Consider the following 15,780-nt stretch of genomic DNA (forward strand, 5'->3'; position numbering starts at 1 on the left):
CGAGCATCGCCTATTGTAGCCCCCAAAAGTACGTGTATTAAATTACACTCACTCGAGCGCATGATTTGTAAACTGACGATGGAGGATGGTAGGAATGGATGCTGTACGTATGTGTTGCGCCGGTCTGGACGTGCATCAGGAAACCGTTGTAGCCTGCGTGTTAAAAGGACCGATCGAACAGAAACCCCAATATCACCTGAAAACGTTTGGGACGACAACCAAAGAATTGCTCGGCCTGCAAGATTGGCTGAGTGAACACGGCTGCCGGGAAGTGGTGATGGAGAGCACCGGCGTGTTATGGAAACCGGTATGGAACATCTTAGAGGGCAGTTGTGACCTCGTCCTGGCCAACGCCCGGCGGGTAAAGAATACGTCGGGTCGAAAAACGGACATGCAAGACGCGCGCTGGTTAGCGCAATTGCACCGTTGCGGGCTCATTGAAGGCAGTATGGTGCCCGAACAGGACATCCGGGATTTGCGGGATTTGACTCGTTACCGGAGTAAGATGGTGCAGGCGGTGACGGCGGAGAAAAACCGCATTCACAAAATCCTGCAGGATGCCAACATCAAACTAACCACCTTTATGTCCGATCTCTATGGGGTTACGGGACGGGGCCTGCTCCAGAAGATCATGGACGGCGAGGTCGTGGACGAAGTGACCGTTAAAAACCTGGTCAAAACCCGTTTAAAAAAGAAAGTTCCGCAGCTACTCGACGCGCTCAATGGCAAGTTGCGCCGTCATCATCGGGAGATGATTCGAGACCACTGGGACCACTTGGTCTATTTGGAGAAAAGAATCACGGAACTGGAAGCGCGAATCGAGGCGAAGGCAGAACCGTACCTGGAGGTGATTGAACAAATTGACTCCATTCCAGGAATTGAGCGGACGTCTGCTGTGACCATTTTTGCCGAAGTGGGGCCGCATGTCGCGGAAATGTTCCCGAGTGATGCGCAGTTCGCTTCATGGGCGGGAGTGTGTCCAGGGAACAACGAAAGTGCGGGAAAGCGAAGAAAGTCAAAAACGATGCAAGGGAACAAGCATCTGAAAGGTGCGTTGTGTCAGGCGGCTTGGGCGAACGCTCGCTCCTCGAACCGGATCGGCCAATTCTTTCGACGAATCCGGAAGAGACGAGGAGATAAAAAAGCAAACGTCGCCACGGCGCATTTGCTGATTCGAATCCTCCATGCCCTGATGCGGGAGAAGAGGTCATACCAAGAAATAGACGTCTCACTAGGCGATGAGACGTCCAAGAAAAACAGGTTGGATCGGTACGTTCAATATATCCAGCAGTTAGGATATAGCGTGCAACTAAATCCTACCCCATAGTCTTCCCTTTTTCAAAAAAACGAAACGTTTTTTGGGGGCGGTGGGTCTTTTTTTGTCAAAACCCAGTCTGCGGCGCGTTTTCCGGTACTTTTATTTTCGTATTAAACCGATCACAATGTGCCGGTGTGGGCAGTGTGGACCAAATGTAATCGGAAAACCGATTACAATGGCTCGGTGTGAGGGTGCGTGGCCAAATGCTAATCGAAAAACCGATTACAATGTGCTGGTATAGGGGGTGTGGGCCAAATGTAATCGGAAAACCGACTACAATGTTAAGGCAGTAGTACACGCCACTATGACCTATATCGGGCTTTACAAGCAGACACTAGAGCTGAACTGGCAATGAACAGCCAAACCAGTAAACAGAGGCCGGCAAGTATCGGAAACAAGCTAACCTCAAACATAGATCGGCCAAGACGGGTCTGAACGACGATCAACAAAATGGCAATTAACCAAGCTATGGAGCCTGTGTGCAGGAGAAGGCGCTGTCTGTCCTGCCGTAGCTTCGAACGTTCCAGCAGCCAGGCCGGTAACAGAAGGGTTTGGAGGGAGTGGAAGCCAATTCCATGCAGCACAATATAATTGCCCCCAGCTCCGGTAAAACGGCCTTGCAATCTCATCATGATCAGTCCGGCCAGATTAGCTATAAATACCGATACCAAGGCATAACGGATACCGATGATAAGTACACGGCGCGATAATGGAGCCTTCATTTTCAGAAATTGGACAGCAAGCAGGATGCCCGCGATGACAAAAGAAAGAGATACGATGCCAAATAAAGCTCCCGCGAGAGTATCCAATGGACCGCCGACCTTAGAGAACCGGGGATTGAAGCCGCGAAAATTCTGCAGGGTTTCAATTACATAGCTGTAAGAAGCAGCAGCAATAAAAATACGGCGAACCACTTTTCTCATACGGGGGGTGAAATCTGCAAAGGGCAAAATCGCAGCAACGGATAACAGAAAAATTCCTAAGGCTGCTGCAAACGAGAATACATTTTGAATATTCCCCTCCGGCAGAACAACAGTTCCTTGAAAGAACATAAAGACAGCAGCACAACCCGCGATAACAAACCCCAGCAGTCCAAGTATAACGAGTGCTTTTTCAAGCTTGAAAATAGAGACGGCAGATGTCATCAACTCGTTGAACATAGTAGGCACGATTAGATCACTTCCTCAAATTTATTTATCGATAAATAAATATTCATTAAAATAATTGCAAGCAGTAACAGATACGAATTGATCCGTTTGCTGCTTGCCCCTCCATCATTCTTTAGTCGTTAGTATGGATTGTTTTATGTCTGATAAATCAAGCACCTCGGACAACGTGACCAGCAGCCCCATGCTCATAAAACGGACTGCATTTCCTTCCGCATCAGCTAACCCGGCTTTCTGGAATTTGGCAGTCACTTCATTAAAAATAGTCTTATAGAGCTTAGCAGAATGTTGTTTGATCCCTGCCTCCGATATGGTATAAGCCTGCATGACCATCAATACTTCGGAACGGTGTGTCTCCATTAAGTCGAAAAAACTGGCACCCATAGCGCCAACCAACTGATCAGCAGGTGCCTGAACCTCCATGAAAGTGTGATGAATCCGATCGTATGCGCGTTTTAACACAGCTATATATAGGTCCTCTTTGTTGTCAAAAAAATGAAAAATGTAGGGCTGTGTAACTCCCGCTGCTTTAGCTACCATGGCTGTTGTTGTCCTGTAGTAGTCATATTCTGCGAATAAGGTTAATGCACTTTCCATAATTTTTTGCTTTTTATCTTCCTTTGCTGCCATTGTGATCAGTTCCAATCTTTTATTTATCGTGCGATAAATGAATCATATAAAAGTATGATTTATCTGTCAATGCTATACTGAGGTAAATACAGTCGAACTTATAAGGACGTGAAACACATGACCAATTATATTAAACAAATCCGGGCATTAGTCGGAACCCGTCCGATCATTATGGCAGGAGCTTGTGTGATTTTGCTGGATTCTCATGGGCGATTATTGTTGCAGCAGAGAACAGATAACGGCTTGTGGGGATTGCCTGGAGGTTCAATGGAGCCGGGGGAAGAGATGATAGAGGTTGCGAAGCGGGAGCTTTGGGAAGAGGTAGGACTAGAGGCGCTGGATTTAGAGCTGCTGGATTTATTTTCAGGGCCGGAGTTGTATTATCAGTATCCCAATGGAGACGAAGTACATAATGTTGTTGCAGCATATCTGTGCAAGGATTACCGGGGAACCATTAGAGGAGACGGGGATGAGGTGCAGGATATTCAGTTTTATGCACTGGATCAGCTGCCAAGTCACATAAGCCCTCCAGACCGGCCCATCATAGCAAGGTTTCTGAGAGATCAGGTGTAGTAGCCCGCTTTTTCAAAAATAAATTCCAATTCATCCTGAAAACTACTTCATCTGTCGTAGTAATTGTGCTACACTGAACTTAATTACTACGACAGATGAAGTAATAGGAGGCAGACCATTGATCAGCAGTGATGTGATCAGGGGATATAACGATACGATGATCCTCTACATGCTTCTGGACGGGGAGTCTTACGGCTATGAGATTTCCAAGAACATTCGTAAGCTCTCGGAGGAGAAGTACATTATGAAGGAGACGACGCTCTACTCGGCGTTCGCCCGGCTGGAGAAGAATGGGTATATCGATTCTTTTTATCTGGATGAGACGTTCGGCAAGAGACGCACCTACTATCGTATCACCCCCCTGGGCCTGGACTATTACCGGGCGAAATGTGAGGAATGGCAGGTCACGCAGGAAGTCATCAACCAATTTATAAAGGAGCTGTGAGGAATTTGGACACCATTATCGGCTATCTGAACAATATGTTCGCTTCCCTGCCCGGAACGGAACAGATGATGAAGCTGAAGCAGGAGCTGCTTGGCAATATGGAGGAGAAGTACCATGAACTGAAGAGTGAGGGGAAGTCGGAGAATGAGGCGGTCGGCATCGTCATTTCCGAATTCGGCAACATTGATGAGCTGATCAGCGAGCTGGGGCTGGAAGAGGTGCGGAAGGATGCGGGGCTGCGGCTGCCTGTGCTTGACGAGTATGCTGTAGAAGAATTTATCGCTGCCAAAAAAAGATCAGGACTGCTCATCGGCCTCGGGACCTTTTTGATTATGCTGGGTGCTGCTCTACTGATCATCATTACGAGCCTGGCGGAGAACGGGTTCATGGCTTCAGTGTTCTCTGAGGATACGATGACTATGATTGGTCTGGTTGCGCTGTTCCTTCTGCTTGTGCCTGCGATTGCAATCTTCATATACAGCGGCAGGAAGATGGAGAAATTCAAATATTTGGAGTCCGCCGAATTCAGCCTGCCCTACCGTTTGGAAGCGTATATTGAGCAGAGACAGTCTGCTTTTGCCGCCACCTATACGCTGTCGCTCATCATGGGTGTCTGTTTATGCGTGTTGGCGCCGATTACCGTCTTCGTGGCTTCTGCATTTGGAGATGAATACAGCTCCTACGGGGCAGCGGTTCTGCTGGGTGTGATTGCTGTGGCGGTGTTCCTCTTCGTGTATTACGGGAATATCCGCGGAGCCTATCAGATGCTATTGAAGTCCGGGGATTTCGGTGAAAAATAGTCCGGTGACCAGATAACCGCTACCACCCTCTTCCCGCTCAGGCCTTCTGCCACAAAACGTTAAAATATAAGGTGACATAGCTCATGTCCGTCTCTTGCATATGATGTTAATATGAAGGCATTTATTCCCCCTATTATAACTGTGCAAGAGCCTGTACCGGGGTGGTTTCCAGCTCCGCTATAGGCTGTTGCTTCACTGCTTTACAGTGACAGATTTGCGGCCGGTGACAGCAGAGAAATGTTTCTTTGCATAAGCCGGATGCGGGCATAAATGCCGCTATGTACCTCTTTTTGGCGGCCAATCAGAGAGACTCGGAGGATGAGAGGGATGGGTAAATCAACCGGATTTTTGGAATATCAGCGGCGGACGCCTGCCGAATGTGAGCCTATGGAGCGGATTAAGAACTGGAACGAATTCTCTGTTCCATTGGATGAAGAGCAATTGCGGGAGCAGGGTGCCCGCTGTATGGATTGCGGAACACCCTTCTGCCATGTTGGGCGTATGCTGTCGGGGATGGCGAGCGGCTGTCCGCTGCATAATCTGATTCCAGAGTGGAATGACATGGTGTACCGCGGGAACTGGCAGGTGGCGCTGAAGCGCCTGCATAAGACGAATAACTTCCCGGAATTCACGGGACGCGTCTGCCCTGCGCCGTGTGAAGGCTCTTGCACAGTAGGGAAGAACGGTGATCCGGTCACGATCAAGTCGATTGAGAAGGCGATTGTCGATAGAGGGTTTGCCGAAGGCTGGATCGTGCCTGAGCCGCCGCTGACCCGCACGGGCAAGAAGGTTGCTGTCGTAGGCTCCGGTCCTGCCGGGCTGGCCTGCGCTGCCCAGCTCAACAAAGCGGGACACAGCGTAACCGTATATGAACGGGCGGACCGGATCGGCGGCCTGCTGACCTACGGCATTCCAAACATGAAGCTGGAGAAGAAGAAGGTGCAGCGCCGGGTGGATCTGCTGGCGGCAGAAGGCATTACCTTCGTCACCCGGACCGAGATTGGCAGAGATATTACTGCTGCACAGCTCCAGGAGGAGAACGATGCGGTGGTTCTCTGCGGCGGATCGACCAAAGCGCGCGACCTGCCGCTCGAAGGCCGGGAGCTGCGCGGTATCCATCAGGCGATGGAGTTCCTGACGCTGAACACGAAGAGTCTGCTGGATTCCGGACTGGCGGACGGAGAATATCTGTCGGCGGCAGGCAAGGATGTGGTTGTTATCGGCGGCGGAGATACTGGGACGGACTGTGTGGCGACCTCCATCCGCCATGGCTGCCGCAGCGTAATCCAGCTGGAGATTATGCCGCAGTCGCCATTGACCCGCCAGCCGGGCAACCCTTGGCCGGAATGGCCGAAGGTGCTGAAGGTCGACTATGGACAGCAGGAGGCGGCTTCTCTGTATGCGGAAGATCCGCGCCACTATCTGGTGAATACGAAGCGTTTTGTTGGTGATGCGGACGGCCATGTGCAGGAGCTGCATACGGTGCGCATTGAATGGAAGCGCACCGAAGACGGACGGATGGCGCCGGTCGAAGTACCGGGCAGCGAAGAGGTGATCCCGGCCCAGCTCGTGCTGCTGGCGCTGGGCTTCACCGGACCGGAGGAGACGGTGCCGGAGCAGTTCGGCGTAGAGCGTGATGAGCGCTCCAACGTTAAGGCCGAATTCGGCCTGCAGGCCACGAATGTGGAGGGGGTCTTCACCGCGGGCGATATGCGGCGCGGCCAGAGCCTTGTGGTCTGGGCGATCAACGAAGGCCGCCAGGCCGCCCGCGAGGTAGACCGCTATCTGATGGGCTCGTCTAACCTGCCTTAAGCAGGGCGGCGTAAGGGAAGCGAGCTTGAGTCTGGCGCTCGCTCTATTATGAGACGTCCTGTTAAGCAAGGCCGGGGCCAAGCGATGTCTGCCAAGAGACGCCCTTCCGGGGCGTCTTGCTTTTATAGAACTTATATGTATTGGGGTCCCCGCAAAGTACCTGAGTCACCACCTGCGCTAAAGCCCCACTTTGTGGGGTTATTTTGCGTTCCCCGCCCCGGCTGCTCGTTTATAGTAGGAGGCAGGTGTGGGGTGGGGCGTTCCCGTCTAATGTTGCACATAATGCAATTTCGACCCGGCAATAGGCAGGGGGCAGGCAGAATTGTTGCACAGAATGCAGGATTCAGCCTGCTATTTCGCCCGGAGGAGAAGGAATGCTGCTTTTTATGCAACATTTTTGGATTGGGCCTGTGGCTGTAAATAGAATGTTGCATTTTTGGCAGGATTTTGGCTGAGAGCTTCAACGGGTTGGGCAAAAAGCGTTATAGTAGAAGCTAGTGATAGGAATATTCACAGAAAGGAAGCACCCACATGAAGCTGATGTTTATTTCCGATATTCACGGATCGCTGTACTGGCTGGAGCAGGCGCTGGCGAAGGCGGAGGAGGAGCAGCCGCACACGCTGGTCATTCTTGGGGATTTCCTGTATCACGGGCCGAGAAATCCGCTGCCGGAGGGATATAATCCCCAGGGGGTCGCCGACAGGCTGAATGCTTATAGCCAATCGGGCAAATCGCTGGCGGCGGTACGAGGCAACTGTGACGCCGAGGTGGACCAGATGCTGCTGCAGTTCCCGATGATGGGCGATTACGTGCTGATCCTGCATGAAGGCCGCAAAATCTACGCCACGCACGGGCACGGGTTCAGCATCGACCATTTGCCGGCATTGTCCCCGCAGGATGTATTCATCCAGGGGCATACCCATCTGCCGGTGGCGGAGGTGAAGGAGGGCATTACCGTCCTCAACCCCGGGTCGATCGCCCTGCCCAAAGAGAACAACCCGAACTCCTACGGGGTTCTGGAGAACGGCGAGTTCCTCATTAAGGACTTCGGCGGCAATATTATTAAGCAGATCGGGCTGTAACCGGCCAGCTTCACACAATAATCCCTCTGGATATTTCCAGAGGGATTATTGCTGCGCGGCAATTGAGCGCACCGGCATATTATTGTATGATGGGTGAGGAGCTTCGCGGGCAGGCCATACAGCCCGGCTTCAAATTCGAACAGCAGAGGTAACTACAATGTATCCAAGAGATTTACACTATACAATGCCGGCGGAGTGGGTGAGGCATGAACGGACCTTTATCTCCTGGCCGGTGCAGGATTCCATGGTGCACCCGGACAATCATGAAGCGGTTAGTGCAGGCTATGCCGAGATTATCCGGGCGATTGCCGAATTCGAGCCGGTGACTGTGGTGGTTAACCCGGACGAGCTGGAAGCCGTAGAGCAATTGGCGCTGGGCGCTAATGTGACGCTGCTCCCGATCGAGCATAATGATGCCTGGCTGCGCGATAACGGCCCGACCTTCGTCGCCTGTCCGGACGGCAAGCTGGCCGGGGTGAACTGGAAGTTCAATGCCTGGGGCGGCAAATACTCGCCTTGGGATCTTGATGACGCCGTAGCACCGCAGATTCTTGAACACCAGGGAATCACGAAATTCGATGCCCCGCTGGTGATGGAGGGCGGCTCGATTCATACGGACGGTGAAGGCACGCTGCTGACCACGGAGGAATGCCTGCTGAACCGCAACCGTAATCCGGAGCTCAGCCGCGAGGAGATTGCCGAGTACGTTAAGCAGTATACCGGAACTGAGTCGATCATCTGGCTGAAGCGCGGCCTCAGCGGGGATGAGACAGACGGGCATGTCGATAATATCGCCTGCTTCGCCGCACCGGGTAAGGTGATCATCCAGGTATGCGAGGACCCGCAGGATGAGAACTATGCGATCACGCAGGAGAACCTGCGTATTCTGGAGCAGGCCACCGATGCCAAGGGCCGCAAGCTGGAGATTGTCCGCATCCAGCAGCCGCCCCGCGTGGACTTCGAGGGCAGCCGCCTGACGCTGAGTTATTTGAATTTCTACTTCGTGAACGGCGGCATCATTCTGCCGGTCTTCGGCGGCACGGCTACTGAGACGGACAAGCTGGCCGAAGAGACGCTGGCCGGGCTGTTCCCGGATCGCCGCATCCGCACAGTGAACGGCATGGCCGTGATCGGCGAAGGCGGCAACGTACACTGTACCACCCAGCAGATGCCTGCGGTGAATTAGACCATATAAGGAGGAACACCCATGAGATTAGTAAAAGTAGCCGCCACCCAAATGAGCTGTTCCGGCAACATAGATGAGAACATCCGCAAGGCGGAGACGCTGGTCAGAGAAGCAGCGGCCCAGGGCGCACAGATTATTCTGCTCCAGGAGCTGTTCGAGACGCCTTACTTCTGCCAAAAGGAGAAGTCGGATTATTATGCTTACGCCACGGAGCTTGAGCAGAACAAGGCGGTGAACCACTTCAAGGCGGTCGCCAAGGAGCTGGCGGTGGTGCTGCCGATCAGCTTTTATGAGAAGAAGAATTATGCGCGTTACAACTCGCTGGCTGTGATTGATGCTGACGGCACAGTACTGGGCAAATACCGCAAGAGCCATATTCCTGACGGCCCCGGCTACGAAGAGAAGTTCTACTTCAACCCGGGTGATACCGGCTTCAAGGTATGGAATACCCGCTACGCCAAAATTGGTGTCGGCATCTGCTGGGACCAGTGGTATCCCGAAGCAGCGCGCGTAATGAGCCTGATGGGAGCGGAGATTCTGTTCTACCCGACCGCGATCGGCTCCGAGCCGCAGGACGGGTCCATCGACTCCAAGGATCACTGGCAGACCTGCATGCTCGGCCATGCAGCCGCTAACCTGATTCCTGTCGTGGCCTCCAACCGGATCGGTGAAGAGGTCGACGAGGATTCCAGCATCAACTTCTACGGCTCATCGTTCATCGCCGGACCGCAGGGCAACAAGGTTGCTGAAGCCGGACGGGACGAGCAGGCCGTGCTGGTCAGCGAATTCGATCTGGATGCCCTTGAGGTGGGCCGGATTGAATGGGGTATCTTCCGCGACCGCCGTCCGGAGCTGTACCGGATGATCGCTTCTTATGACGGAGATCTGACCTTCTAACAGGGCACCTATAGCTTAACCATTATGCAGCCCGAATGCTGCCGGGAGAACGTTTCCCGGGGCATTCGGGCTGCTTTTTTATACCCTTCCGCCTCAAGATGTTACAATATATCGATATTCGTGTAATATTATATAACATTAGTAGGAATTTTAATTGTCACCATTGCTTTAATCTGATAAAATCTGCCTAAGTTGTTTAAACAAATCAGCGGGGGGATTGGAGTATGGGCAGCAGTAAAAAATGGTTGATGTCAGGTATAGTGGCATTTCTGGTTCTGGCGCTTGCCGGATGCGGTGCGGATAAGAATGCCGGAGGCGGCGCTGCAGGAGAGAGCATCAAATTCGCCACGGATGCCAGTTATGCGCCGATGGAGTACATGGATACGGACACGATCAAGGGGTTCGACATTGACTTCCTTAAGGCGGTCATGGCGGAGGCCGGCATGGACTACACCGTGACCAACACAGGCTGGGATACGATGCTGACCAGCGTGAAGCAAGGCACTGAATATCAGGCAGGTGTATCCTCGGTGTCAATTACAGATGAACGTAAGGAAACCTATGACTACTCCATCCCTTATTTTGAATCTACGAACATGATCATGGTCAAGGAAGGCAGCGACATCAAATCCGCTCTGGATCTGAAGGATAAGAAGGTTGCTGTTCAGGCAGCCACTACGGCGGATGATCTGATGAGCGGCATTATGGGGGTCGACAACGGCAATCTGAAGCGGTTCGACAGCAATGCGGTGGCGCTGATGGAGCTCAGCGGCGGCGGCGCGGATGCGGTGGTGGCGGACATTGCCATCGTGAACGAATACATCAAGAACAATCCGAAGGAGAAGCTGACCGGGATCATCGATAAGGAGAACTTCGGCTCCGAGTATTACGGCATCCTGTATCCGAAGGGCAGCGAGCTGAAGGCCAAGCTGGACCCGGCCATCAAGAAGGTGATTGATAGCGGCAAATATGCGGAGATCTACAAGGAATGGTTCGGGGAGGAGCCGGATACCTCAGCACTGTTGAACGCGCAGTAGGATTAGGGCAGCGATAACCGGGTATGCGTAATGATTGCTATTGCGCGTGCCCCTTTTTGTGAGAAGGGGAGAGCTCTATGGATTTCAGATTGGATATTATTGTTCATTATTTACCGGTCCTGCTCAAAGGCACGTTGTTCACCATAGGCGTGTCGCTGGTCTCTATCCTGTGCGGGTCTCTGCTCGGGCTGTTCATCGGCTTCGGCAAAATGGCGCCCAGATGGTATCTACGCTGGCCGTTTCACGCGTACATCAACATCTTTCGCGGCACTCCGCTCTATGTACAGATTCTGATCGTCCATTTCGGCCTGATTCCGCTGTTCTACGGCAAGACCTTTGCGCTGATGAGCGCCTTTGTGGCGCTGTCGCTTAACTCTGCTGCGTATTCCGCCGAAATCTTCCGCGCCGGCATCCAGTCGATCGACCCCGGGCAGCGGGAGGCGGCGCTGTCGCTCGGAATGAACCGGGGCCAGGCGATGCGCTTTGTCATTCTGCCGCAGGCGGTCAAGCGGATGGTTCCGGCCTTCGGGAATGAATTCATCGTCCTGGTGAAGGATTCCTCGCTGCTCGCGCTGATTGCCGCCCCTGATATTATGTACTGGAGCAACACAATGAAAGGCCAGTATCTGCGGATCTGGGAGCCGTATCTGAGCGCTGCGCTGATCTATTTCATTCTGACGTACACTCTGAGCAAGCTGCTGCTGTATGTCGAACAGAAGGTGTGAGCCTGCGGGATGCTGCGGAAGGCGGGGAAAGTAGAATAATGTCATTTTATCGGTTATATTATAGGAGTAAGAAATAGGCAATACGTCCAAGAATGATTTGCTGCCAAGGGCGGCGGGGAGGAGGCTCTGGGATATCTTTTTGTAAAGTATAAGGATGATATTGGTTCTGCAGAATGATTTATCCTTATATTTCCGGCAGACAAGGATAGGGTGCTTAATAGGACTGCGTAAGATTACTGCTGGTTATCATTCCAAAATGACAGAAGGAGAATACGATGAGCACATTCAAAAATTGGCTGAATACCACCAAAAACGGACTGACGGATCAAGTGAAGAAATTCAAAAATAAAGACTTTATGAATGCGGTAGTCGCGGGCTGCGCCCTGGTGGCGGCGGCTGACGGCAAGATTGAGGATGCCGAGAAGAATAAGATGGCAGGGTATATGAACCTCAGCAACGAGCTGAAGGTCTTTGACATGAAAGATGTCATCGCCCAGTTCAATTACTATGTGAGCAACTTCGAGTTCTCGCCGGAGATCGGCAAGCAGGAAGCGCTTAAGGCCATCGGGAAGTTCAACGGCAAACCGGAGGTTGGACGCTTAATCGTGGGCGTGTGCTCGGCGATTGGTGCGGCTGACGGCGACTTCGATGAGCATGAGAAAGCGGTTGTACGGAATATCTGCAGTGTACTTGGACTCAGCCCAAGCGAATTCAGCCTGTAGGCTAAGCTGAAATACATGTGCCAAATGGATGAAACTTAGGCCATTTTCCATCGTATCAGTGATAGAACCAACCGCAAGGCAAATTCTACTTGGAGACGGAGGTACAACAAGTTGGCTGGAATCAATCTGGTAAAAGGTCAGAAGATCGACTTGACCAAAGGCAATGCCGGTCTGTCTAACGTAATCGTAGGACTGGGCTGGGACCCCGCTGAGCCGTCAAGGGGCTTCTTCGGGATCAAGAAACAGGCGAATATCGACTGCGATGCTTCCGCGCTTCTGTTGAACGAGAACGGCAAGCTGACCAATAAGCTGAACCTCGTCTGCTTCCACAACAAACAGAATGCGAACAGCTCCGTCGTTCACTCGGGCGATAACCTGACGGGTGAGGGAGACGGGGACGACGAGCAGATCAAGGTGAATCTGTCACAGATTCCCGCCGATGTCCACAAGGTGCTGGTAGTCGTCAACATCTATGATGCCGTGAACCGTAAGCAGGATTTCGGGATGATCAAGTCGGCGTATATCCGGATCGTGAATGCGGCAGGCAATGCAGAATTGGTTAAGTTTAATCTGACGGATAATTATACAGGCTACACGGCGCTGATCTGCGGTGAGCTGTACCGTCACGGCGCAGAGTGGAAGTTCGCAGCCATCGGGGAAGCGGCCCACGCAGCCCATATTAATCAACTGGCAGAACGCTATATCTAAATTCTAATTTGAGAAAAGAGGGCTCTATTCATGGCTATTAACTTATCCAAGGGACAAAAAATTGATTTGACCAAAACAAATCCGGGCCTGTCCAAAATCACAGTGGGTCTCGGATGGGATACGAATAAGTATGACGGCGGCAAGGACTTCGACCTCGATGTGTCGGTATTCCTGACCAATGCCAGCGGCAAGGTGGATAAGGAATCCAACTTCATCTTCTTCAACAACAAGCAGAACGAAAACGGCTCTGTGGTTCATACCGGGGACAACCGTACCGGTGAAGGCGACGGAGATGATGAGCAGGTTCAGGTAGACCTGCAGAATATTCCGGCCGATGTGGATAAAATTGCGTTCACGATTACAATCTATGAAGCGGAGTCCAGAAGCCAGAACTTCGGACAAGTCTCCCGTTCCTATGTGCGTATCGTTAACGATGCCAACAATGAGGAATTGATCCGCTTCGACCTGGGCGAAGATTTCTCTGTAGAGACCGGCGTTGTTGTCGGCGAGCTGTACCGCAATGGCGGCGAATGGAAATTCAATGCCATCGGCAGCGGCTACAAGGACGGCCTGGCCGGACTGACACGCGATTACGGCCTGCAATAAGCCTCTTTAGGCTTCCGGGAATTCAATCTTTGAGGAAAGAAGGTTTTAGACAGTGACGATCAGTCTTTCCAAAGGACAGCGGATTGACCTGACCAAGACCAATCCGGGTCTGACGAAAGTAGTTGTAGGATTGGGCTGGGATACCAACAAATACAGCGGCGGCAGTGACTTCGACCTTGATGCATCGGCATTCCTGCTGCATGAAGACGGCAAGGCCAAGGGCGAAGACGACTTTGTCTTCTATAACAACCCCAGCGGCGGCAAAGGCTCTGTAACCCATACGGGGGATAACCGTACCGGGGAGGGCGATGGAGACGATGAGCAGATTATCGTAGACTTCAGCCTGGTGCCGGCGAATATCCAGCGGATCGGGATTACGGTAACGATCTATGATTATGAAGCCCGTGCGCAGAACTTTGGACAAGTCTCCAATGCGTTTGTACGCGTGGTGGATGCGTCAAGTGACCGCGAGGTGCTCCGGTTCGATCTCGGCGAGGATTTCTCCACTGAGACGGCTGTAGTCTTCTGTGAATTCTACCGCCATGGGGCGGACTGGAAGTTCCAGGCGATCGGCAGCGGGTTTGCCGGCGGACTAAGCGCACTCTGCAAGAACTACGGATTGGATGCACAGTAACAGCTTAGCTTGGAAGGCGGGATCTTCGCGGGTCCTGCCCTTTTTATACACAAAACCGGTGAATTAGCGCTCTATCTATCGGCAAAGGTGGCGTACGAATGAATACAGAAGTAATCAAAGGACAGAAAGCAGACCTGACCAAAGGGAACCCGGGGCTCCGCAATATTACGGTGGAGATCGGGTGGAAGGCTCCGTCTTCTATGGATATTGATGCTTCCGCATTCCTGCTTGGGGCCGGGGGGAAGGTGAGCGGGGACGATGATCTGATCTTTTATAATAATCCGTCCACTGCTTTTATCAGCTATAAGGATGTACCGGGAACGGCTGCGGGCGGCCGGAAGCAGTTTATCGTCGCGCTGGACCGGATTCCGGCTCATATCCAGAAGATCGCGTTCACCCTTACCCTGTATGACGGCGAGAACCGCAGGCAGAGCTTCGGGCAGATGAGCGAGGCGGAATGCCGGATCATGGATCAGACGAACGGGGCGCCTCTTCTGCGGTGTAACCTTGGAAATCAGTTCTCTGTAGAGACAGCTGTTGTAGTTGGAGAATTATATAGATACGGCGAGGAATGGAAGTTCAATGCGATTGTGGCCGGCTTCTCGGGCGGGCTGAAGGCGCTCTGCGGCAATTATGGCATAGAGGTCGAGGATGAGCCGGCTCCTGCTCCTGCCCCGGTCCCGAAACCGCCGGAGCGTACCCCGCTTCAAGTGCCGCCGCGCACGGAGCCGTCCTCCAGACCGAATATCGTCATTCCTCCCCCGCCCGGGTCTGCGCAGAGGCAGGAGTCGGCCCCGGCACCGGCACCCACACCGCCTCCGGCAGCGAATCTCAATCTGAAGAAGATTGAGCTGAAGAAGAAGGGCGATTCGATCAACCTGAAGAAGTCGGCTGGCGGTCTCGGGGAGCTGCTGATTAACCTCAACTGGAACCAGAAGCAGGGCGGCGGGCTGTTCAGCCGCGGCAGAGGCGGGGTCGATCTGGATCTTGCCTGCCTGTTTGAACTGAAGAACGGGTCCAAAGGGGTGGTGCAGGCGCTGGGCAACGCATTCGGCAGTCTGCAGCAGCCGCCCTATATTATGCTGGACGGTGATGACCGGACAGGTTCCGTAACATCCGGCGAGAATCTGCGTATAAACGGAAGTAAGGTTTCACAGATTGAGAGAATTCTGGTGTTTGCCTTCATTTACAAAGGCGTCACCAACTGGTCCGAGGCGGACGGGGTGGTTACCCTGAAGCAGGATGGCGGGCCGGATATCGTTGTTCATCTGGACGAGCATAACAACCGTAAGGGCATGTGCGCCATCGCAATGATCCGGAATGTGAATAACGAGACCTTCAGCATTGAACGTCTCGTGCAATATTTCAGCGGTCACAGAGAGATGGATGAGGCTTATGGCTGGGGGCTCCGCTGGGTAGCAGGAAGCAAATAATTCAT

The 15,780-nt window shown here is 52.7% G+C and carries 17 protein-coding genes; 15 read left to right on the top strand and 2 right to left on the bottom strand.

Annotation, left to right across the window (positions count from 1 at the left end; genetic code table 11):
• Positions 1 to 94: 94 nt before the first annotated feature.
• Positions 95 to 1,327, top strand: coding sequence for an IS110 family transposase (locus MHI24_RS18130; RefSeq protein ID WP_340020827.1), 1,233 nt, complete (start codon positions 95 to 97; stop codon positions 1,325 to 1,327).
• 293 nt (positions 1,328 to 1,620) lie between these two features.
• Here the strand turns inward: MHI24_RS18130 and MHI24_RS18135 are convergent, their stop codons facing one another.
• Together MHI24_RS18135 and MHI24_RS18140 are read right to left on the bottom strand one after the other, a co-directional pair.
• Positions 1,621 to 2,478, bottom strand: a complete 858-nt coding sequence (locus tag MHI24_RS18135; RefSeq protein WP_340026721.1) for a hypothetical protein — start codon at positions 2,476 to 2,478, stop codon at positions 1,621 to 1,623.
• A 114-nt stretch (positions 2,479 to 2,592) separates the two neighbouring features.
• Entirely contained in the window at positions 2,593 to 3,114 is a 522-nt protein-coding gene (locus MHI24_RS18140) for a TetR/AcrR family transcriptional regulator (RefSeq protein ID WP_340020929.1), read from the bottom strand.
• A 117-nt stretch (positions 3,115 to 3,231) separates the two neighbouring features.
• On the opposite strand from MHI24_RS18140, the gene MHI24_RS18145 reads away from it, so the two are divergent.
• The 14 genes from MHI24_RS18145 to MHI24_RS18210 all read left to right on the top strand — a co-directional run bounded on the left by MHI24_RS18145 (position 3,232) and on the right by MHI24_RS18210 (position 15,775).
• Entirely contained in the window at positions 3,232 to 3,687 is a 456-nt protein-coding gene (locus MHI24_RS18145; protein ID WP_340020930.1) for an NUDIX hydrolase, read from the top strand.
• A 118-nt stretch (positions 3,688 to 3,805) separates the two neighbouring features.
• The gene (locus MHI24_RS18150; protein WP_340020931.1) at positions 3,806 to 4,132 is read left to right on the top strand and encodes a PadR family transcriptional regulator; all 327 of its coding nucleotides are present in this window, start codon (positions 3,806 to 3,808) and stop codon (positions 4,130 to 4,132) included.
• A 5-nt stretch (positions 4,133 to 4,137) separates the two neighbouring features.
• Positions 4,138 to 4,932, top strand: a complete 795-nt coding sequence (locus MHI24_RS18155) for a permease prefix domain 1-containing protein (protein WP_340020932.1) — start codon at positions 4,138 to 4,140, stop codon at positions 4,930 to 4,932.
• A 327-nt stretch (positions 4,933 to 5,259) separates the two neighbouring features.
• Entirely contained in the window at positions 5,260 to 6,744 is a 1,485-nt protein-coding gene (locus MHI24_RS18160) for a glutamate synthase subunit beta (RefSeq protein ID WP_340020933.1), read from the top strand.
• A 531-nt stretch (positions 6,745 to 7,275) separates the two neighbouring features.
• Positions 7,276 to 7,827: a phosphodiesterase gene (gene yfcE, locus MHI24_RS18165; protein WP_340020934.1), complete on the top strand. Its 552-nt coding sequence runs from the start codon at positions 7,276 to 7,278 to the stop codon at positions 7,825 to 7,827.
• A gap of 157 nt (positions 7,828 to 7,984) precedes the next feature.
• Positions 7,985 to 9,013, top strand: coding sequence for an agmatine deiminase family protein (locus MHI24_RS18170; RefSeq protein ID WP_340020935.1), 1,029 nt, complete (start codon positions 7,985 to 7,987; stop codon positions 9,011 to 9,013).
• A 21-nt stretch (positions 9,014 to 9,034) separates the two neighbouring features.
• Positions 9,035 to 9,910: an N-carbamoylputrescine amidase gene (gene aguB, locus MHI24_RS18175; RefSeq protein WP_340020936.1), complete on the top strand. Its 876-nt coding sequence runs from the start codon at positions 9,035 to 9,037 to the stop codon at positions 9,908 to 9,910.
• A 224-nt stretch (positions 9,911 to 10,134) separates the two neighbouring features.
• Entirely contained in the window at positions 10,135 to 10,947 is an 813-nt protein-coding gene (locus MHI24_RS18180; protein ID WP_340020937.1) for a transporter substrate-binding domain-containing protein, read from the top strand.
• Positions 10,948 to 11,024: 77 nt separating this feature from the next.
• Entirely contained in the window at positions 11,025 to 11,672 is a 648-nt protein-coding gene (locus MHI24_RS18185; protein WP_340020938.1) for an amino acid ABC transporter permease, read from the top strand.
• Between the two features lie 275 nt (positions 11,673 to 11,947).
• On the top strand, positions 11,948 to 12,394 hold the full coding sequence (locus tag MHI24_RS18190) for a tellurite resistance TerB family protein (protein ID WP_340020939.1): 447 nt from the start codon (positions 11,948 to 11,950) through the stop codon (positions 12,392 to 12,394).
• A gap of 111 nt (positions 12,395 to 12,505) precedes the next feature.
• Complete coding sequence (locus MHI24_RS18195; RefSeq protein WP_340020940.1) at positions 12,506 to 13,102, top strand: TerD family protein; 597 nt, start codon at positions 12,506 to 12,508, stop codon at positions 13,100 to 13,102.
• A 30-nt stretch (positions 13,103 to 13,132) separates the two neighbouring features.
• Positions 13,133 to 13,708, top strand: coding sequence for a TerD family protein (locus tag MHI24_RS18200; protein WP_340020941.1), 576 nt, complete (start codon positions 13,133 to 13,135; stop codon positions 13,706 to 13,708).
• Positions 13,709 to 13,760: 52 nt separating this feature from the next.
• Positions 13,761 to 14,342: a TerD family protein gene (locus MHI24_RS18205; RefSeq protein WP_340020942.1), complete on the top strand. Its 582-nt coding sequence runs from the start codon at positions 13,761 to 13,763 to the stop codon at positions 14,340 to 14,342.
• 98 nt (positions 14,343 to 14,440) lie between these two features.
• Positions 14,441 to 15,775, top strand: coding sequence for a TerD family protein (locus MHI24_RS18210; RefSeq protein ID WP_340020943.1), 1,335 nt, complete (start codon positions 14,441 to 14,443; stop codon positions 15,773 to 15,775).
• Positions 15,776 to 15,780 lie beyond the last annotated feature (5 nt).

It is taken from the genome of Paenibacillus sp. FSL K6-1096 (genome assembly GCF_037977055.1).
Classification (GTDB): Bacteria; Bacillota; Bacilli; order Paenibacillales; family Paenibacillaceae; genus Paenibacillus_AQ.